Source organism: Nonomuraea sp. ATR24, assembly GCF_041950485.1.
In the GTDB taxonomy this organism is placed as follows: domain Bacteria; phylum Actinomycetota; class Actinomycetes; order Streptosporangiales; family Streptosporangiaceae; genus Nonomuraea; species Nonomuraea ceibae.
This window is the reverse complement of record NZ_JBGNUU010000017.1, coordinates 168945-188162: the sequence shown is the minus strand read 5'-3', so window position 1 is coordinate 188162 and position 19218 is coordinate 168945. Positions and strand designations below refer to the sequence as shown.

At 73.3% G+C, this 19218-nt stretch carries 12 protein-coding genes; 3 read left to right on the top strand and 9 right to left on the bottom strand.

Going from position 1 to position 19218, the window contains the following annotated elements:
- Positions 1-1958 (bottom strand): LuxR C-terminal-related transcriptional regulator (locus tag ACBI99_RS33645; protein WP_375074301.1); only part of this gene is annotated, 1958 nt, incomplete at its 3' end.
- A 114-nt stretch (positions 1959-2072) separates the two neighbouring features.
- Between ACBI99_RS33645 and ACBI99_RS33640 the strand changes: the two genes are divergently transcribed.
- Positions 2073-3344 carry an FAD-binding oxidoreductase gene (locus tag ACBI99_RS33640; RefSeq protein ID WP_375074300.1) on the top strand — a complete coding sequence of 424 codons (1272 nt, stop codon included), beginning with the start codon at positions 2073-2075 and terminating at the stop codon, positions 3342-3344.
- A gap of 49 nt (positions 3345-3393) precedes the next feature.
- On the top strand, positions 3394-4542 hold the full coding sequence (locus ACBI99_RS33635) for an AI-2E family transporter (RefSeq protein ID WP_375074299.1): 1149 nt from the start codon (positions 3394-3396) through the stop codon (positions 4540-4542).
- Here the strand turns inward: ACBI99_RS33635 and ACBI99_RS33630 are convergent.
- The 7 genes from ACBI99_RS33630 to ACBI99_RS33600 form a co-directional block, all read right to left on the bottom strand.
- Positions 4539-5204, bottom strand: a complete 666-nt coding sequence (locus ACBI99_RS33630; RefSeq protein WP_308125984.1) for an AIM24 family protein — start codon at positions 5202-5204, stop codon at positions 4539-4541. The two genes, ACBI99_RS33635 and ACBI99_RS33630, sit on opposite strands and share 4 nt — an antisense overlap.
- A 47-nt stretch (positions 5205-5251) precedes the next feature.
- Positions 5252-5917, bottom strand: coding sequence for a sensor domain-containing protein (locus ACBI99_RS33625; RefSeq protein ID WP_219509828.1), 666 nt, complete (start codon positions 5915-5917; stop codon positions 5252-5254).
- A gap of 71 nt (positions 5918-5988) precedes the next feature.
- Positions 5989-8772, bottom strand: coding sequence for a DUF5682 family protein (locus tag ACBI99_RS33620; RefSeq protein WP_375074298.1), 2784 nt, complete (start codon positions 8770-8772; stop codon positions 5989-5991).
- A complete protein-coding gene (locus ACBI99_RS33615) occupies positions 8769-9884 on the bottom strand; it encodes an AAA family ATPase (RefSeq protein ID WP_219509826.1) in 1116 nt (371 codons plus the stop codon). The genes ACBI99_RS33620 and ACBI99_RS33615 overlap by 4 nt, the downstream gene beginning before the upstream one ends.
- Before the next feature lie 11 nt (positions 9885-9895).
- Positions 9896-11197, bottom strand: coding sequence for a VWA domain-containing protein (locus ACBI99_RS33610; protein WP_357583257.1), 1302 nt, complete (start codon positions 11195-11197; stop codon positions 9896-9898).
- The gene (locus ACBI99_RS33605) at positions 11194-12594 is read right to left on the bottom strand and encodes a hypothetical protein (RefSeq protein WP_375074297.1); all 1401 of its coding nucleotides are present in this window, start codon (positions 12592-12594) and stop codon (positions 11194-11196) included. Before ACBI99_RS33605 ends, ACBI99_RS33610 begins: the two co-directional genes overlap by 4 nt.
- The gene (locus ACBI99_RS33600) at positions 12594-13097 is read right to left on the bottom strand and encodes a hypothetical protein (protein ID WP_375074296.1); all 504 of its coding nucleotides are present in this window, start codon (positions 13095-13097) and stop codon (positions 12594-12596) included. The genes ACBI99_RS33605 and ACBI99_RS33600 overlap by 1 nt, the downstream gene beginning before the upstream one ends.
- A 99-nt stretch (positions 13098-13196) precedes the next feature.
- On the opposite strand from ACBI99_RS33600, the gene ACBI99_RS33595 reads away from it, so the two are divergent.
- The gene (locus ACBI99_RS33595; protein WP_375074295.1) at positions 13197-15386 is read left to right on the top strand and encodes a glycoside hydrolase N-terminal domain-containing protein; all 2190 of its coding nucleotides are present in this window, start codon (positions 13197-13199) and stop codon (positions 15384-15386) included.
- Here the strand turns inward: ACBI99_RS33595 and ACBI99_RS33590 are convergent.
- On the bottom strand, positions 15371-19099 hold the full coding sequence (locus ACBI99_RS33590) for a S8 family serine peptidase (RefSeq protein WP_375074294.1): 3729 nt from the start codon (positions 19097-19099) through the stop codon (positions 15371-15373). The genes ACBI99_RS33595 and ACBI99_RS33590 overlap by 16 nt on opposite strands.
- Positions 19100-19218: the final 119 nt, after the last annotated feature.

The window sequence follows — 19218 nt, the reverse complement described above, 5'->3', positions numbered from 1 at the left end:
GGGGGGGGGGGGGTCCAGGCGTAGGCGGCTGCGACGTGGGCCGTCACGTAGGGGTTGGCCGGGTCGCCGGCGGTGGCGGCTTCCTCGGCGAGGGCGTGGAGCTTGGCGGGGGTGACGGTGAGGCCGGTGCCGAAGCCCGGGTGGCGGCTCGCGATCACCGCGGCCCTGGCCAGCGCGCTCGCCCGGGCGTCGCCGTCGCCCGCCTGACGGGCGTGCTCGGCGGCGGCCAGGTGCAGCTCGTACGCCAGCGCCGAGTCGGCGAAGGCCAACGCGCACTCGGCGGCGGCGCCCAGGTCGGCCGCCGCATCCCGGGCGTTCGCCGCGGCCTGCTCCGGGGTGGGGTGCGGTTCTGCGGGATCGTGCCGGGTCAACGCCAGCGTGGCGGCGTGGCGGAAGTGGGCGATGGCCTCCCGCAGGAAGCGCCGCCCGTACGCGAGCCGTCCCAGCGCCCTGGCCAGCCGGTGCGCCATCTCCCCAGGCTGGGCCCTGGCCAGCGCGGCCCGGAGATCGTCGGCCACGGCGTCGAACTCCGCCCACCACGCCACCCCCGCACGAGCCACCCCGCCGCGCCCGCCTTCCACGGGAACGGCGTGCCACGCGGGCGCCCCGTCCGGCTGGGCCTGCGCACCCCCGACCGTCCCGGCTGAGGGCTCCCCCAAGTGGGGTGATGGCCGGACCGCCTCTCCCGCACGGGAGCTCGCGCCGCCGGCCGTCCAGGCGGGGGTGGGGGCGGAGGGCAGGAGGCGAGCGGTCAGGGATTCGGCGGTGGTGGCGGCCCAGGTGAGGTGGCGGGCGTGGGTTGCGGGGGTTTCGCCGGCGGCGGCGAGGTGTTCGGCGGCGAAGGCGCGGATGGTCTCCAGGAGCCACCAGCGGCCGGCCCCGCGCTGGAGGAGGCTTTTGTCCACGAGGCGGCCGAGGAGGTCGGCGACGTGGACGCGGTCCTCGCCGGTGACCGCGACGGCGGCGGGGAGGTCGAAGGCGCCGGTGAAGGCGGACAGGCGGCGCAGGAGGGCGCGTTCGGGGTCCGCGAGGAGGTTGTGGCTCCAGGCGAGGACGGCGCGGAGTGACCGGTGCCGCTGGTCGGCTCCGCGCCCGCCGGCGAGCAGGCGGAGGTGGTCGTCGAGGGCGGCGAGCAGTCCTTCGGCGCCGAGGGCGGCGCTGCGGGCGGCGGCGAGTTCGACGGCGAGGGGCAGTCCGTCGAGCCGGGCGCAGATGGTCTCGACGGTGGCCGGGTCGAGGGCGTCCTGTCCGGCGGCGGCGGCGCGGTCGTGGAAGAGGGTGACCGCGTCGGTGCCGGCGGGGAGGGGTTCGACGGCGATGACGCGTTCGCCGGGCATGCCGAGGCGTTCGCGGCTGGTGGTGAGGACGCGGACGCCGGGGCAGCGGGCGAGGAGCCGGTCGACGAAGCCGGCGACCTCGTCGAGCAGGTGTTCGCAGTTGTCGAGGACGAGCAGGGCGGGTGTGGTGCCGAGCCGGTCGGTGACGGCGTCGGCCAGGGGCTGTTGCGGCTGCTCGGAGACGCCGAGGGCGGCGGCGACGGCTTCGGTGACGAAGCCGTCGCGGACGGGGACGAGGTCGGTGTAGGCGCCGCCGTGGCCTAGGGCGCCGGCCACGGCGACGGCGAGGCGGGTCTTGCCGACGCCGCCTGGCCCGGCGAGGGTGACGAGGCGGGAGGTGGCGAACGCGGCGCTGATCGCCTCCTGCTCGGCCTGCCTGCCGACGAACGAGGTGCGGGTGACGGGCAGCCCGGCCAGCTCGCCGGCGGGGACGGCGAGCGCGGCCAGCTCCTGCCGGTCGGTGACGCCGTACTTGCGCAGCAGCGACGAGACGTGGCTTTCGACGGTGCGGATGGAGATGTGGAGGCGGCCGGCGATCTGCGCGTTCGTGAGCCGCGCGCCGAGCGCCTCGAGGACTTCCGCCTCGCGCCTCGACACCCCGCCCGGACCTGACACCGTCACGTCCACATCATCGCCTATCAGGACTTTCCGTGGTGAATCCGTGGTGACCACGGATGTGTCCGGGGGGTGCCCGGCGGGAGGCTGGAGGCAGTCGGGAAACAGGAGGTCAGGGACATGGTGCAGCAGCTCGCGGACAGGACGTACGGGATCGCCGGCTTCCGTGGAGCCGTGCACCGGCCGGGTGGCGAGGGGTACGAGCGGGGGCGCGCGGCGCTCAGCCCGGCCGTCGACGCGCGGCCGGTGCTGGTCGCGGAGGCGTCGGGGCGGGAGGACGTGCGGGCGGCGGTGGCGGCGGCGGGCGAGCTGGGCCTGCCGCTGGCGGTGCAGGCGACGGGTCACGGCACGCACGTCCCGTCGGACGGCGGCATCCTGCTGCGGACGACGGCGCTGGACCGGGTGGAGATCGATCCGGTCAGGCGGGTGGCGCGGGTCGGGCCGGGCGCCCGCTGGGGTCAGGTCCTGGCGGCTGCCGCGCCGTACGGGCTGGCGCCGCTGTCGGGCTCGTCGCCGGACGTCGGCGTCACGGGCTTCACGCTCGGGGGCGGCGTCGGGTGGCTGTCGCGCCGGTACGGGTTCGCGGCCGACAGCGTGCTGAGCGCCGAGGTGGTCACGGCCGACGCCCGGATCGTCACGGCGGACGCGCACCGCGACGCCGACCTGTTCTGGGCGCTGCGGGGCGGCGGCGGCAACTTCGGGATGGTGACGTCGCTGGAGTTCCGTCTGTACCCGGTGGCTGAGGTGTTCGCGGGCATCGCGTTCTTCCCGTACGAGCGGGCCGGGGAGACGCTGGCCCGTTACCGCGACTGGGCGGCGTCGGCGCCGGACGAGGTGAGCACGGCGATCATGCTCACCAAGGGGCCCGACGGCGGCCGGGCGGTCGGGATCAAGGCCATGTACGCGGGCCCGGCGGAGCGGGGGCGGCAGGTGCTGCGCCCGCTGTGGGAGGCGGCCGGTCCTGCGCTGGCGGACGGCGTGCGGCCGGTGCCGTACGCGCGGGCGGCGATGGGCGGGACGCCCGCGCGCTACCTGGACCTGTTCCCGTCGCTGCCGGACGAGCTGATCGGCGCGCTGGTGGAGACGGGCCGGGAGGCGACGGTGGAGCTGCGGCACTGGGGCGGCGCGATGGCCCAGGCGGGGCCGGACGCGGGGCCGGTCGGCCATCGCGGGCTGCCGTTCTCGATCATCGTGGACCAGGCGCTGCCGGGTCTCGGCGAGAGGCTGGGGCAGCACGGCATCGGCGGGACGTTCCTGAACTTCCTGGCCGACAGCACCCGGGTGCGGGACGCGTACACGGAAACGGATTATCGGCGGCTGGCAGCCGTGAAGCGGTGTTACGACCCGGGCAACGTGTTCCGGCTCAACCACAACATCGTTCCGCAGGGCTGAACACGCTCAGCCGGGGCAGAGGATGGGTCCCGTCCTAGGAGATCCCCTCGTGACGAACCCCACGCAAGAGCACGCGCAGCCCGACGGACGCGCGGTGCGGGTCGAGGGCTTCGCGCCGCGCGTCCCGGTCGCGCGGCGCGGTGAGAAGGCCCCGTTCGGCAAGCCGGGCCGGCCGGTGAGCGGGAGCCCGTTCATGTTCGGGTTCACGGCGGCGCTGGGCGTGCTGTCGGCCTGGCTGCTGGTGCAGGCGCTGACCGTGACAGCGTCGGCGCTGATCCTGATCGTGGTGTCGCTGTTCCTGGCCGTCGGGCTGAACCCGGCGGTGCGCCGGCTGGAGGAGCGCGGGCTGCGGCGCGGCGCGGCGATCGGGATGGTGTTCGCGGCGGTGATCGGGTTCTTCGTGCTGTTCGGCGTGGCGGTGGTGCCCGCGCTGTCGCAGCAGACGGGCCAGTTCGTCGAGCAGTTGCCCGCCTACATCGAGCAGCTTCTCGCCAATCCGGGCGTCCGTGAGCTGGACCAGCGGTTCGGGCTGCTGGAGCGGGCGCAGGACTACCTGCTCAGCGGCAACATGGGCACGCAGGTGTTCAGCGGGCTGCTGGGCGCGGCGGGCGTCGTGGTGAGCGTCCTGTTCTCGGCGCTCACGGTGCTGATCCTGACCCTGTACTTCCTGGCGTCGCTGCGCTCGATCACCGGGCTCGGCTACCGGCTGGTGCCGAAGAGCCGCCGCGAGCGGGTGCGGCTGCTGGGCGACGAGGTGCTGCGGCGGGTCGGCGGGTACGTCGCGGGCAACCTGATCATCTCGCTGATCGCGGGCGTCACGTCGTTCCTGTTCCTGTCGATCGCCGGGGTGCCGTACGCGCTGCCGCTGGCGATCATCGTGGCCGTGACGGACCTGGTCCCGCTGATCGGCGCGGCCATCGGCGCCGGGGTCGCCTCGATCGTCGGCTTCTTCGTGTCGATGCCGGCGGGGATCGCCTGCCTGGTGTTCTTCATCGCCTACCAGCAGGTGGAGAACTACCTGATCGCGCCGCGCGTGATGAAGACGTCCGTGGACGTCCCGGCAGCCGCCACGATCGTGGCGGCGCTGATCGGCGGCGCGCTGCTCGGCATCGTCGGCGCGTTGCTCGCCATCCCGGTGGCCGCCGCCATCCAGCTCATCCTGGCCGAGGTGGTGCTCCCCCGGCAGGAGAGCCACTAGCCCTTGGCCTGCACCACCGGCGGGCCCTCGCTCGCCTGGACCAGGACGAACCCCTGTCCCTGGAAGGCGAGCTGCATGGCCTCGCCGCTGCCCCGGCCGATCAGCGCGCCGGCCTTGAACGTGCGGTTGACGCCCACCTTGAGCGACGTGCTCCAGCACACGGCCGACTGCCCGTCGGCGTACGTCGGCATGGCGGCGGCGTCGAGCACCACCGGCGTGCCGTGGGTGGTGACGGCGACCCAGCCGGTGCCGTTGAGCGTGGTGTTGAACAGGCCGCCGGCCGCCATGCCGGCCCCCTGCACCCGCTGGATGTCCCAGGCGAGCTGCGGCTGGAAGGCGAGCAGGTTGCGGCCGTTGACGGTCAGGCCCTCGTTCTCCAGGAAGAACAGGTGGATGTCGTCGGCGTTGTCGGCCAGGTAGAGGTTGCCCTGCCCGCGCACCCGCATGAGCGAGGCGCCCTCACCCGTCATGGCCTTCTTGAACAGCTTGCCGAGGCTGCCGGACCCTTCGTAGTCGAAGTCCATCTGCCCTTGGAAGGCGACCATCGAGCCCTGCTTGGCCAGCACTTCGGGAAGCTGGACGCGCAGCATCTTGGAGTTCTGCAGGGCGAAGCCCGGTGGGAGCTGCTGGGGGTCCATGTTGCCGAAGAATGCGCTGCGCACGCTCGCCCCTTTCGTGATGGATGTCCGTTGAGTCCCACGATATGGGGTCAGGACACGCCCACGTGGGCGGCGTGCCGGAGGCCGGAGCGGGGGGCGTAGGCGGGACGGGTGAGCATCGCCTGGGCGAGCGTGGCCTTGACCAGCGCGGCGCCGCGCAGCACCGGAACCAGCGTCAGCGCGAACAGCACGCCCACGATGACGTTGAAGGTGATGTGGGTCGCCATGTCGGTGCCGAAGCCGAGCAGCGCGGGCAGCCCGCCCTCGTGGAAGCCGGGCAGACCGGCCAGGAGCCAGCCGTAGACCGGGAACGTCAGGCCCGCGATCGCCCCGGCCCACCACACGACGGCGAACACGAACGAGACGATGGCGATCGGGAAGGACAGGATGGCGTACAGCAGGTCCATCGGGGCCTGCGCGTTGAGCACCGGGTTCATCGTGCGGCGGAACCAGCCGGCCCAGGCCGGGGCCTCGCGGTACTCGGGGCGGGCGACCGGGCGGCCGAGCACTTCCGGCAGCGCGGCCCGCTCCACGTCGGCGAAGCGCCGCGCCATCGTGGCCGTGGCGGCCAGGATCGGCAGGCCGACGAAGGCGACGGCGCTGCCCAGCCCGGCCGCGATCCCGGTCACGATCAGGCAGAAGCCGATGACGGCGAGGGGGAAACCGGTGAGGACGTAGCGGGTGTCGACGGCGATGCGGCGGCGGAGGTTCGTCATGTACCTCAACGTACGGTTCGGACCCCTGCCGCCACTCTCCCGCTCGCTGGCCTCTTGGGGTAGGGCTGTCCCTACCCCTTACCGGCCGCGCACAGCACGCCTGCCAGCGCGTCCGCCGCCGACGGATGCCGGGCCAGGAGCGCGGCCACCTCGGGGGCCGCCCCGGGCGCGGCGTCGCCGGAGCCGAGCGGCGCCCAGCCGCCCTCGCAGCCGAGCAGCGCCGCCACGGCGTCGCTGGGAGCCGGGTGCGCCGCCAGCAGCTCGGCGACCGGCCCGCCCGTGACGGCGGCGGGAGCCGTCCGCACGCCCGGCCCGTCGCCGGGCGCCCGCTCCCACGGCGCCACCCACGCGTCCACGGCCGCGAGCGTCGCCGGGAACGTGCGCCCAGCCTCCCGGATCAGGATCGGGACCAGCTCCGGGGCCTCCTTGCGCAGCGTCTCGATGAGCGTCGGCAGCCACGGCAGCAGCACCCGGTCGGGCAGCTTGGCGAACGCCCCGGAGATCACCTCCACCACGAACGGCGTCAGCGCCGGGGCCGCCTCCAGCGCCTGCACGAACCCGCTCAGGTACTGCGGGAACGACGGCACCACCAGCGGGTTGTCCAGCAGCTCCGCGCACCGCTCCCGCAGGTCGGCGATCGCCAGCACGCCGAGCTGGAACTGGGCCGCCCACAGCAGCGCGATCTTGCCGGGCGTCTCCGGGTGCGACTGGCGCACGGCCAGTTCGAGCTGCGCCCGGTCGCAGCCCAGCGACAGCGCCAGGCTCTCCATCGACGACAGGAACCCGAGCATGGCGGCCACCTGCCGCACCCCGACGTCCTCGGCCACGAACGCCGTGGGCAGCAGCGTGCAGTACTGCGCGTAGCCGGTGGTGACGAACCGCTCACACCACTCGGGCAGCGCCGGCTCGCTGGCCCGGTAGTGGGCCAGCAGCCGCCGGATGCGCCGCAGCACGTCCGGCGCGTCGTCGACGCTCCGCTCGGCGGCGAGCAGGTCCACGGCCCGCGCCCCGAGCTCGTCGGCGACGCGCCGGCCGCCCAGGAACAGGATGGCCTCCTCGACCGCCTGCAACGCGTCGGCGGCGGTCGCCTTCGGCTCCCACACGCTGCGCCGCAGCCGCTGTTCCAGCACCTGCTCGACGGTGACGCCCTCGTAGCCGAGCTCGATGAGCGCGCGCTGGTGGTGGCCGAGCGCGACGTCCCAGCTCTCCTGGATGGAGCGCTCGCCGAGCTGCTTGCTGCCCATGATGGGCCGCACGGCGTGGTCGTCGGGCATCAGCCGCCGCAGCACCCACAGCAGTTGCGAGCAGGGTCGCAGCTCGGGGGTGGCGTTCAGGTCGAGCAGCACCCGGTGCACGGCCCGCTTCTTCATGTCGAAGCCGAGCGGCTCCAGGCGTTCGAACACGTCCTGGGCGAGCGGCGGCAGCGACTGGTAGCCGACCTCGCCGATCCGGTCGCCGCCGAGCAGGATCTCGCACAGCCGCCGCACGTCCCGGCGGCCGGGCACGGTGTCCTTCTCGATGCAGGTGACGGCCGCGTCCTGGAAGTCGTACGGCGTCGGCCTGGCCCTGCCCCGGATCCCGGCGAGCAGGATGGACGTCTCGTACACGGCGATGGCGTCGGCCGTGCTGGACAGGTAGCCGTTGCGCCGGGCCAGCCGGACGATGTCGACGCACCAGCCGAGCAGTTCGGCCTCGTCGAGCGGGTCGCGCTCGGGCGGCCTGGACAGGAACCCGGTGAGCTGGTCGGCGGGCACCAGGGGCGCGGCGGGCTTCGCCTTGGCGGGCCGCTTGCTCGACGGCTGCCCCTTGAGCGCGTACGGCTTGACGCCGCCGCGCGTGACGGCCTTGGCGTACGTGGCGGCGGCGATCGACACCGACCCGGGGGCCAGCCCGAACTGGGCCTCGATGGCCGAGTGGCTGGACGGGATGAGGCCGTACAGCCAGTTCGTGGCGGTCCGCGGGGAGATGTCGAAGTCCGTACGCGTCGCGTCCAGGCCGAACTCCTCCACCCGGCTGACCGCGTGGAAGGCGCCGCACACGTACAGGCAGCGCTCGGGGTCGGCGCCGGTCGCGGCCAGGTGCTCGCGCATGCGCGTCCACATGTACCGCTCGCGGTCCTCGTCCCGGTCGAGCTTGGCCGAGTCGTGCGGGCGCAGCCGCCTGAACAGGCTGCCGATCAGCACCATGACCTGGCGGTAGGTGTCGTAGTCCGCGCCGGACAGCGGCTGCTCCACGTACTGGTCCCACCACTCGGACCAGTGGCGGACCTTGCCGTGGTGCAGCAGGTGCTCCTCCAGCTCGGCGAAGCGGGGCCGCAGGTCGCCGATCTCGACGCCGACCGCGTCGCCGTGCAGGCCGGCCTCCTCGGCGGGCCTGCCGGGCTCCTCCCGGGGATGCCACTGGAAGACGTGGTCGGAGGACCGGTCGACCAGCACCAGCTCCACGCCGGGCGTGTCGAGCGCGTAGGCGATGGCCTGATACTCGGCGGACGCCTCGGTGATGGGGGCGACCACGCTGAGCGGCCCCCAGCTCTCCGGGAAGCCGTCGAGGTCGGTGGCGAACGCCTGGAGCGCCACCGGCAGCTTGCAGGTCCGCAGCTCGTCGAGGAGCGGCCGCAGGTCCTCGCACAGCTCCAGGTAGATGACCTGCGGCTGCTTCTCGCGCAGCCGCCTGGCCATGGCCAGGGCCGAGGCCGGCGAGTGGTGGCACACCGGGAAGATCTCCAGCCGCTCGCCCAGCGCCCGGTCGACGTCGTCGACCATGCCCGTGAGGATCTCGGACAGGGCGCCGGGCGACCCGGCGAAGGTCTCGGCGGCATCGTTGAGCTGCTCGCGCAGCGCGCCGAAGAGGCTCATGACAGGGTGGCGATGGCCTGGCGGCCGCCTTCGAGGAAGCCCTGCCACTCGCCGCCGTCCTTCTTGCTGCGCGGCTCGACGACCCCGTGCCAGTACTTGTTGAGGATGGCCAGGTCCTCGGGGGTGCGCCGGGCCAGCGACCCGACGAGCGAGCCGGCCAGCGTCTCGGCCCTGAGCGTGCGGTCGCCGAAGAAGTTGCTGTGCAGGATCGCGTCCTCCAGCACGCCGATCTGCTCGGCGGTGGACAGCGCCGACTCCAGCTTGCCGTCGTCGCTCTGCGCGGACGCGGCGGCGGCCCGCAGGTCGGCGAAGCTCTGCAGCAGGATGTCGAGCAGCGTGGGCGGCAGCTCCAGGTCGATGTTGTGGCGGCGCAGCAGCTCGGTGGTGCGGAAGCGGACGATCTCCGCCTCGCTCTTCTTGTTCGTCACGACGGGGATGCGGACGAAGTTGAAGCGCCGCTTGAGAGCGGACGACAGGTCGTTGACGCCCCGGTCGCGGCTGTTGGCGGTGGCGATGATGGAGAAGCCGGGCTGGGCGAAGACGATGTTGTCGTCGTCGAGCTCGGGGATGGACACGTACTTCTCCGACAGGATGGAGATGAGCGCGTCCTGGACGTCGCTGGTGGAGCGGGTCAGCTCCTCGAAGCGGCCGATCACGCCCTGCTCCATCGCCGTCATGATCGGCGAGGGGATCATCGACTCGCGCGACTGCCCCTTGGCGATCACCATGGAGACGTTCCACGAGTATTTGATGTGGTCCTCGGTGGTGCCCGCGGTGCCCTGCACGACCAGCGTGGAGTTGCGGGAGATGGCGGCGGCGAGCAGTTCGGCGAGCCAGCTCTTGCCGGTGCCGGGGTCACCGATCAGGAGCAGGCCGCGGTCGGAGGCCAGCGTGACGATGGCACGCTCGACGAAGCTCCGGTCGCCGAACCACTTCTGCGCGATCTCCCGGTCCAGGCCGTCGGAGCGCTCGGAGCCGAGCACGAACAGGCGGACCATGCGCGGGCTGAGCCGCCAGGAGAACGGCTTGGGACCGTCGTCGATCGACTCCAGCCAGTCGAGCTCCTCTGCGTACTTGACCTCGGCGGGGGCGCGCAGCATCTCGTCGGTCATTGGGGATTCTCCTAGTTGAGGAAGTTCTTGAGCTCGAACACGAGTTTGCGGATGTGGCCGGAGATCACCGGCGTGCCCAGGTCCTTCAGCTTCTGCTTGAACCAGGAGTCGACGCTCTGATGTCCGGAGCTGCTGACGGACCCGACGGGGATCAGCTTCACGCCGGAGCGGTGCAGCGACTCGAACTCGGTCTGCACGTCCCGGTTGTCGTAGAAGTCGGAGATCCACACCAGCGCGGTGTTGCGCGGGTCCATGATCTTGGGGCGGGCCAGGCTCATCGCGACCATGCCGTTGGTGCCGCCGCCGAGCTGGGTGCGCAGCAGCACCTCGAACGGGTCGTGCACCCACGGCGTCAGGTCGAGCGCCCGGTGGTCGTAGGCGATCAGGTGCACGTCGACCTTGGGCAGCCCGGCGAAGATGGAGGCCAGGATGGTGCAGTTGACCATCGCGTCCACCATCGAGCCCGACTGGTCGACGACCACGATCATGCGGGCCGGGACCGTGCGCTTGGCGGTGTGCTTGTAGAAGAGCCGGTCCACGTAGAGCCGCTCGTCGTCGGGGCTCCAGTTGGTGAGGTTCTTCCAGATCGTCCGTTCGATGTCCAGGTTGCGGAACACCCGCTTGGGCGGCACCGACCGGTCGATGGTGCCGGCGCTGGTCTGCTGCACCTGGGTGCGCAGCACCTGGGCGACCTCGTCGACGTAGCGGCGGATCAGCGCCTTGGCGTTGGCCAGGGCGACGCCCGACAGGTTGTCCTTGTCGCGCAGCAGTTGCTCGATGAGCGACATGCTGGGCGTGAGCTGCCGTGACAGCGCCGGGTCGGCGAGCACCTCGCGCAGCCGCATGCGCTTGACCAGGTCGCCTTCGAGGCCGGCGAGCAGGCCGCCGAGCCCGTTGCGGCCGGGCTGGGCGCGCAGCTCGCCGGGCTCGCAGCCGAGCGCCTGCTCGAACCAGCCGGCGTCCTGCTGCCAGGCGGCCAGTTTGGTGGCGGAGACGTCGCCGCTGCCGGTGGCGAACAGGTTGAGCAGCAGCTTGGACGCCAGCGCGGCGGTGCGGGCCCGGTCGCGCGGCTCCTCGTCGTCCTCGCCGGGCGCCATCAGGCCGCGGAACTCCTCGGCCAGCTCGGGGAAGCGCTGCACCAGCGTGTCGACGGACACCGACGGGTCGAGCAGCGCGGGCGGCAGCCCGAGCGCGTCGACGGCGGCCACGCTGGCCGCTTCGAGCGCCGGCTGCTCGTCGGTCTCGAACACGCGGGCCAGCAGCCGCCACAGCAGCACCTGGCGCCGGTTCTCCTCGGCGCGGGTATCGGTCATTTCCTCAGCAGCCGTCCTGCTCGTTCGCGGAGTACGGCCACCGCGTCGCCCGATCTGGCCAGCGACTTGACGACCTTGGGGTCGGTGGGCCCGAGCGCCCAGTCGCCGTTGTGCACGGCGACCTGCTGGCGCTTGACCGTCGACTGGACGGCGAGCGGCTGGAGCAGCCAGCGGCCGTCCCAGCGCAGCAGGCCGATGCAGGCGGTGGAGGTGGCCAGGAGCTGGGGCGTGAGCGGGCCGCAGCCGGGCAGCCGGTCGGTGGTGACGGCGATCGCCTGGTCGCCGAGCCGGAACTCGATCCCTTCGTCCACCTTGACGGCCTTGTAGCCCTCGACGAACACCGGCTCGGCGATGGCCACGGGGTGCCGGTCGATCGGCGGCCCGGCGGGCGCGAGCGCCCCGGCGAGCTGGACGCGGGCGACGGCGAACGGGGCGGCGAGCTCGCCCGCGGCGGCCTTGGCGTCGTCCCACAGCAGGTCGCCGCTCGCCAGCAGCGGCATGTCGGTGAGGTCGAGCGACAGGTGCCTGGCCAGCGCGCCGAGCAGCGCCGGGTAGTCCTGGAGGACGCCCCACACGGCGGGGCCCACGACGGTGTCGACCTTGGTGGCGGAGATCGCGGTGCGCACCAGCCGGGGCGTGCCGCCGTCCTTCGGCTCCAGCAGGCCGTGCACCTGGACCTGGACGGCGGTGGCGTGCTCGTGCACGTCGGCGCCGAGGATGAGCAGCCGCCCGGACACCGGGACGCCGGGGTCGGCGCCGGCGCGGCCGGGCTGGGTGAGCATCAGGGCGCGGGTCCACAGGTCGGCCCAGCGGCGTTCCGGCAGCCTCTCCATCGTGGCGACGGGGCTGGAGGCGCGCAGCTCGGCGGCGAGCCCGTCGAGCAGCACGGCGGCCCGGCGCAGCGCGGGCTCGCCGAACATGGCCTCGATGGCCTGGTCGGAGGCGGCGACGAGGTCGTGGCCGACGCCGCGCCAGCCGGTGATGGCCACCTCGTGCAGCCAGGACCGGCTGCCGACGAGCAGGTTCTCCGGAGCTTCGACCGGACCGGCTGCGGGCTCCTCCCAGGGGGCCCTGGTCCGGCCGAGCGCCTCGTCGAGGCGGGCCAGCAGGGCGTCGGCGACGGCGCCGAGCAGCGCGGCACGCGCCCCGGCGAGCATCGTCAGGTGGTCGCCCGCGACCGAGCCGGTGGCGATCTTGTCGGCGGCCTCGACGGCCCGGTCGCCGAGCGGGGTCGCGGCCACGGCGGCGGCCAGGCCGGTGATCGCCTGGGCGCCCTCCTGGCTGAGCCGGCCGAGCCCGGTGCCCAGCGTCTCGTCGAAGGCGGAGACCAGGTCGAGGGCTTCCTCGACGCCCGGGGGCAGGCCGGCGTCGAGCGCGCCGAGTTGCACGTCCAGCATCAGCGCACCGCCCCGGTCGAGGGGAACCAGTGCATCTCGGCGAGCGGCGCGGTGCCGGCCGGCAGCTCCAGGTAGCCGAGGTGGCGCAGGAACCGGCTGAACACCACGGCGGCCGAGCCCGGCTCGTGCGCGCCGGTCAGGCGCCTGATCAGGTCGTGGCTGGTCTCGATGGTCTCGGCGCCGTCGACGCGCAGGTAGCGGGCGACGCGGCCGGCGCCGTACTGCACGATCGCCTCGGCCACCAGCGAGTTCAGGTGCTTGCACGGCGAGCTGTAGAGGCCGCCGCAGGGCCGGTTGTTGTTGGTGCTGCAGTTGAAGTCGTGGGTTCCGGCGGCGATGAAGGACACGTACACCCGCCCGATGTCCGATCCGCTCGACACGACGCCCTGCAGGCGTCCGTCAGCCAGCTCGACGAAGGGCACCTTCGCCAGCTTGCGCGGCTGGACGGGCGGCACCACGAGGGTGACGCTGCGCCGCTCCCACGCGGTTGGGTCCGCGTTCACGATCCTCTGACCTCCAGGGCTCTTGATCAACGAACCGGAAATGTAGCGGAGGCCACCGACAAGAGTGGGCGGTTCACGCAGAATGACTAGGCTTGGGCGGTGATCCTCTGGTACGACCGACCTGCCGCGAACTGGGAGAGCGAGGCGCTGCCCATCGGCAACGGCGCGCTCGGCGCGACCGTCCACGGCACCGTGGCGACCGAGCGGTTGCGGCTCAACGAGAAGACGCTGTGGACCGGCGGCCCCGGCGAGGACGGCTACCTGTCGGGCAACTGGCCGCACCCCCGGCCCGGCGCCGTCGAGCGGGTCCAGCGGGGCATCGACGAGCGCGGCAGCCTGCCGCCCGAGGAGGTCGCGGCCGAGCTCGGCGCGCCGCCCACCGCGTTCGGCGCGTACCAGACCTTCGGCGAGCTGCTGCTCGACGTGCCGGGCGCGCCCGCCGAGCCGGCCGGCTACCGGCGCGCGCTCGACCTCGGCGACGCCGTCGCCACCGTGACCTACCGGGACGCCGCCGGGGTCACGTTCACGCGCGAGTACCTGGCCAGCCATCCGGCCGGGGTGATCGCCGGGCGGATCACCGCCGACCGGCCGGGCCGCGTGAGCTTCACGCTGCGCTTCGCCGGCGCGCACCCCGGCTGCGAGCGGGTCACGACACGCGACGGGCGGCTGGTCGTGCGGGGCGCGCTCCCGGGCAACGGGCTGCGTTACGAGGGCCAGGTCCAGGTCCTCGCCGACGGCGGCGCCCGTGCCGACGGGGACGGGCGCGTGACGGTCAGCGGGGCCGACGGCGCGACGTTCGTGTTCTCGGCCGGCACCGACTACGCGCCCGCGTACCCGCACTACCGGGGGCCGGACCCGCACGCGCGGGTGACGGCGGCCGTGGACGGCGCGCCGCCGTGGGAGGAGCTGCGGCGGGCGCACGTCGCCGACCACCGGGAGCTGTTCGACCGCGTACGGCTCGACCTCGGCGAACCCCTGCCCGAGCTGCCCACGGACCAGGCGCTCGCCGGGCGGGGCCGGGGGTTGCAGGCGCTCTACTTCCAGTACGGGCGCTACCTGCTCATCGCCTCGTCGCGGCCCGGCTCGCTGCCCGCCAACCTCCAGGGCGTCTGGAACGAGTCCAACACGCCGCCGTGGGACTGCGACTACCACACCAACATCAACCTCCAGATGAACTACTGGCCCGCCCAGGTCACCGGCCTGGCCGAGACCGCGGAGCCGTACCACGCCTTCGTCGAGGCGCTGCGCGAGCCCGGCAGGCGGACGGCGAAGGAGCTGTTCGGCACCGAGGGCTGGGTGGTGAACCAGAACACCAACCCGTTCGGCTTCACCGGCGTGCAGGACTGGGCCACCTCGTTCTGGATGCCGGACGCGGCCGGCTGGCTGGTGCGCGAGCTGTACGAGCACTACCTGTTCGGCGGCGACGTGGACTTCCTGCGCGAGCGGGCCTACCCAGCGATGCGCGAGGCGGCCCTGTTCTGGCTGGCCAACCTGCGGACGGACCCGCGTGACGGGCTGCTCGTCGTCTCACCCAGCTACTCGCCCGAGCACGGCGACTTCACCGCCGGGGCCGCGATGCCGCAGCAGATCGTGTGGGACCTGTTCACCTCCACGCTGGAGGCGGCGGACGTGCTCGGCGCGGACGGCGAGCTGCGTGAACGGCTGCGGGCGGCGCTGGACCAGCTCGACCCGGGCGTGCGCGTCGGCTCGTGGGGCCAGCTCCAGGAGTGGAAGGCCGACCTCGACGACCCGGACGACGAGCACCGGCACGTCTCCCACCTGTACGCGCTGCACCCGGGACGTCAGCTCACCGAGCCCGCGCACCTGGAGGCCGCCCGGGTCACGCTCGGCGCCCGCGGCGACGGCGGCACCGGCTGGAGCAAAGCCTGGAAGATCAGCTTCTGGGCGCGGCTGCGTGACGGCGACCACGCGCTGCGGATGCTGACCGGGCAGCTCAAGGACAGCACGCTGGCCAACCTGTGGGACACGCATCCGCCGTTCCAGATCGACGGCAACTTCGGCGCCACCGCCGGGATGGCCGAGATGCTGCTGCAGAGCCACGCGGGCGTCATCGACGTGCTGCCCGCGCTGCCGTCCGCCTGGCCGGACGGGTCGGTGGACGGCCTGCGGGCGCGTGGCGGCTTCACCGTCGGCGTCACCTGGGCCGGCGGCCGGCCGACGGAGATCCGCCTGACCTCGAACCTCGGCGGCACCGCCAGGCTCCGGTATCCAGGGTCCGGGATCCTGACGGTGCCCACCGAGGCGGGCGGCTCCTACCGCGTCGCGTAGGCCCTGATCACCTCCTGCGTGACGCCGTTGCCGTGGACGTCGGCCGCGGTCAGCCGCAGCGAGACGAACCCGGACCGGTGCCGCTCCACCTTGGCCTCGTACCGCTTGTCGCCCTTGTTCTTCAGCTTGGCCGGCTTCCAGGTGGCGCCGTCGTCGTAGGAGATCTCCAGGGTCACGTCCTTGACGTCGCTCTGCTCGGCCCCTTCCTGGTGGAACAGCCGCACGCCGAGCTTGGTGGACGTGGCCCGGTTCTTCAGGTCGACCGGGGCGTCGAAGCTCGCCATGAGCAGCGGGATCACGGTCGTGTCCGCCGTGTGCGCCGAGCCGAACGTCCACACGCCCTTCGTCCGGGTGGACAGCCTGGCCCACTCCGCCTCGTTGCGCACGTTGTACTCGATCCGGTAGGACGCCTGCTCGGCGGGCAGGTCGACGGTGCCCGTCGGCAGGTAGTTCGTCTGCGTGACGAGCGTCTCGCCCTGGTAGAGGCGGAAGTCGGTCTTCATGCCGCGCTCGAAGTCACTCGTGTACGTGTCGCCGAAGTTGCCGTCGGCGTCCACGAAGCCCTGCATCGAGATCGACAGCCGGTCGCCGTCGCGGCGCAACGGGTTGCGCGGGTTGGTGCCCGGCAGCAGCGGATGCCGGAACCAGCTCCGGCTGACCTTCTGGCCCGCCTCGAAGGTGGCGAAACCGGGCAGCGTCAGCGTGACGTACGGGGTGTCGGGGTGCGGCCACATGCTGTTGTAGTGCCGCTCCGGCGTCCCGGCGCTGGTGGTCCAGCGCAGGTCGGCGCCCGGGCTGACGTAGTCGACGCGGGTGCGCGGCGCCTTGGCCAGCGGGCGGTTGGTGGTGATGGCGAAGGTGTCCCACGGCTCGAAGACGTAGCGGGCCTCGTTGACCGTCACGTCGTCGGCGAGCTGGCTGCGGAAGTCGGTCTCCACCTTGGCCAGCGACTTGGCGCGCACCACGTAGTCCAGCGAGCCGGGCACCCGGCCGACCTCGCGCAGATACAGGTCGTAGGCGTACGGGCTGGCGACGATGCCCTTGGCCAGCACCGGGACGGGCAGCCGCTTGAGCCGTTCGACCAGCTTGAGCCCTTCCTCGTGGCTGAGCCGGACGGTCGGGACGGCGAGCTTGACGCCGTTGCCGCCCGAGCTGACGTCGGAGCCGGGCGTGTCGCTGTAGATGGCGACCAGTTTGGCCCCGGCCGCGGCGGCGGCGTTCGACTGGGTGGACACGGGCACGCCGGGGGTGCGGCGGATGACGGCGAGCTTGCCGCGCAGGCGGGCCCGGGCGATCTCCTCGGCGCCGCCCCGGCCGGCGTCGGCCGCCATCAGCAGGGCGGTGCCGTCGAGGCGCGGGTACTCGGTGGAGAAGTCGCTGAAGTGGACCGGGTCGTAGTAGAAGGGCTCCAGGTCGAGGCCGGGGGCGCTCAGCGTGATCGCCGGAGCCTCCAGCCGCCATCGGGTGGCCACGGCGAACGTGCCCTTGGTGACCTTCTTCGTCGGCTGCACGAACAGCCGCTCCTCGATCTGGCCGCCGGGCGAGATGTGGGTGCCGCCGCGCAGCGCCGTGCCCTTGTCCGCGGCGCGATACCACATGAGCTGGGCCGCGGCCCCGACGTTGCGCTTGGTGCGGTGGTCGGGGGTCTTGATGGTGACCTCGACGGCCTCGCGGGCGTCGAGCACGACCTCGGTGTTCTCGGTGATCTCCATCTCGGGGTCGCCGACGAGGCTCTCGTGCAGCGGCTTGCCGCCCGACGTGCTGTCCTGGCCGGCGGGCATGGTCCAGATGTGGCCGAGCACGGAGTACGTGCCGGGCGTCACCAGCAGGCAGGTGCCCTGGCCGTACTTCTGCTCGGTGCACGGCTGGGCCGGGTCGCCGGGCAGCACGCGCCCGGCGAGCGTGCCCTCGTCCAGGTTGAGCACGGTGAAGCCGCCGCGCCCGTCGCGCCCGTCGCGGGCGATGCCGCGTACCCGCAGCTCGACGCGCTTGGGCTCGACGCTCGCCGCCAGCAGCGTGCGCACGGTCGCGCCGCCGGCGGCGGTCGCGGTGAGGTGCTCGCGCAGCAGGGCGGGGATGTCGCCCTTCAGCGTCACCGTGGCCTCCGCCGTCCCGGCGGCGGGCACGGTGAGCTTGGCCGGCTCCACGGCGAAGGGGCCGCTGACCGCCAGGTCCAGCTCCACGGGCGCCTGCCCGATGTTGCGGTAGGCGACGGTGGCGGTCTTCGTCTCGCCCGGCTTGACCTTGCCGAACTCGGCCGAGCCGGTCGAGGCCAGGACCGTGCCCTTGATCGCCGCGGCCACGTCGATCCGGCCGTTGCCCTGCGCGTCGGCCGCGATGTCCTGGCCCGGCTTCGCCGTGCCCATCAGCAGCGCCTTCAGCTCGGCGCCGGTGATGCCGGGCCGGGCCTGCCGCAACAGCGCCGCCGCCCCTGCCACGTGCGGCGTCGCCATCGAGGTGCCCGACATGGGGGTGTACGGCCGGTCCTGGGCGGTGCCGCCGGTCCGGGCCGCGACGATGCCGACGCCCGGCGCGGTCACGTCCGGCTTGACCGCGAGCGTCGCCGCGATCGGGCCCCGGCTGGAGAAGCCGGCGAGCTTGTCCTCGCGGTCGACCGCGCCGACGGTCAGCGCCTCGGGGGCGTCGCCGGGCGTGCCGACGCAGCCGTCACAGCCGTCGTTGCCCGCCGCGACCACGAACAGCGTGCCGTACTGGCGCGTCAGCGCGCCGACGGCCTCGGTGAGCGGGCCGCCCGGCTCCGGGCTGCCGAGGCTCATGTTGACGATGCCGGCGCGCTTCTCGCCCGCCGCCCACTCCATGCCGTCGATGATCCACGAGAGCTGGCCGTTGCCGTCGCCGTCGAGCACCCGGCCGTCGACCACCGTCGCGCCCGGCGCCACGCCCTTGCCCCGGCCCTCGGAGGCCGTGCCGCTGCCCGCGATCGTGCTCGCCACGTGGGTGCCGTGGCCGTGCGGGTCGCCGGTGGCGTTCTCGCCGGTGAAGTCGCGCCGGTCGGCGACCTTGCCGGCCAGGTCGGGGTGTCGGTCGTCCACGCCGGTGTCGAGCACGGCGACGGTCGTGCCCGTGCCGTCGAAGCCCGCCGCCCACGCCTCGGGCGCGGCGATCTGCGGCACGCTGTGCTCCAGCGACGGCTCCACCTTGCGGTCGAGCCAGATCTTCTCCACCGCCCCGAGCGGGCCCGCCGCGCGGGCCGCGGGACCGGCTCCGGCGAGCTTGACCAGCTCGGCGCCGAGCCCGGCCGCCTCCGAGGCGGCCAGCTCCACGCCGGCGCCGCCGATGCTCTCCAGCGTGCGGGCCTGCTTGACGGCCGGGAGCGCCGCCTTCGGCACGTTGTCGCGGTAGGTGAGGATCAGCGGGATCGACGCCCCGTAACCGTCCCTGGCCAGGTCGGTGACGTTGAACAGCGCCGGGTCCAGCCGGTCCGGCACCAGGGCCGCCACGTCGTCCGGGATCACGGTCAGCTCGCCGTCCGACTCCAGCGTCCGGAACGCCGGGACGTGCCCGTCCGCGCGCGGCGCCGGGGTGACCGCCACCGTCCGGTGGCCGCCGTCGACCGCCCGCACCCGCACCCGGTCACCGGTGATCAAGGTGATCTCGTCGGCGGCGCCTAACGCGGTGGCCGCCGGGACACTCTCGGCTCCCGCGCCCGGCACGCTGAGCGCCGACACGGCCAGAACCGCCGAGACGCCCACCACCGCCCCTCGGCGCCATCGCCCCAAACCAGACATTCGACCGTCCTCCAACGCATGTGGTAAGCCCAACTACCGAATTCCTATGGGGCGCGATCTGCTGGTGTCCATGAGATCGGCGT

Coding starts and splice junctions, on each gene's coding strand:
- ACBI99_RS33620 (WP_375074298.1), bottom strand. CDS start 8,772: ATGAGCCTCTTCGGCGCGCTGCGCGAGCAGCTCAACGATGCCGCCGAG.
- ACBI99_RS33640 (WP_375074300.1), top strand. CDS start 2,073: ATGGTGCAGCAGCTCGCGGACAGGACGTACGGGATCGCCGGCTTCCGT.
- ACBI99_RS33605 (WP_375074297.1), bottom strand. CDS start 12,594: ATGCTGGACGTGCAACTCGGCGCGCTCGACGCCGGCCTGCCCCCGGGC.
- ACBI99_RS33615 (WP_219509826.1), bottom strand. CDS start 9,884: ATGACCGACGAGATGCTGCGCGCCCCCGCCGAGGTCAAGTACGCAGAG.
- ACBI99_RS33625 (WP_219509828.1), bottom strand. CDS start 5,917: ATGACGAACCTCCGCCGCCGCATCGCCGTCGACACCCGCTACGTCCTC.
- ACBI99_RS33610 (WP_357583257.1), bottom strand. CDS start 11,197: ATGACCGATACCCGCGCCGAGGAGAACCGGCGCCAGGTGCTGCTGTGG.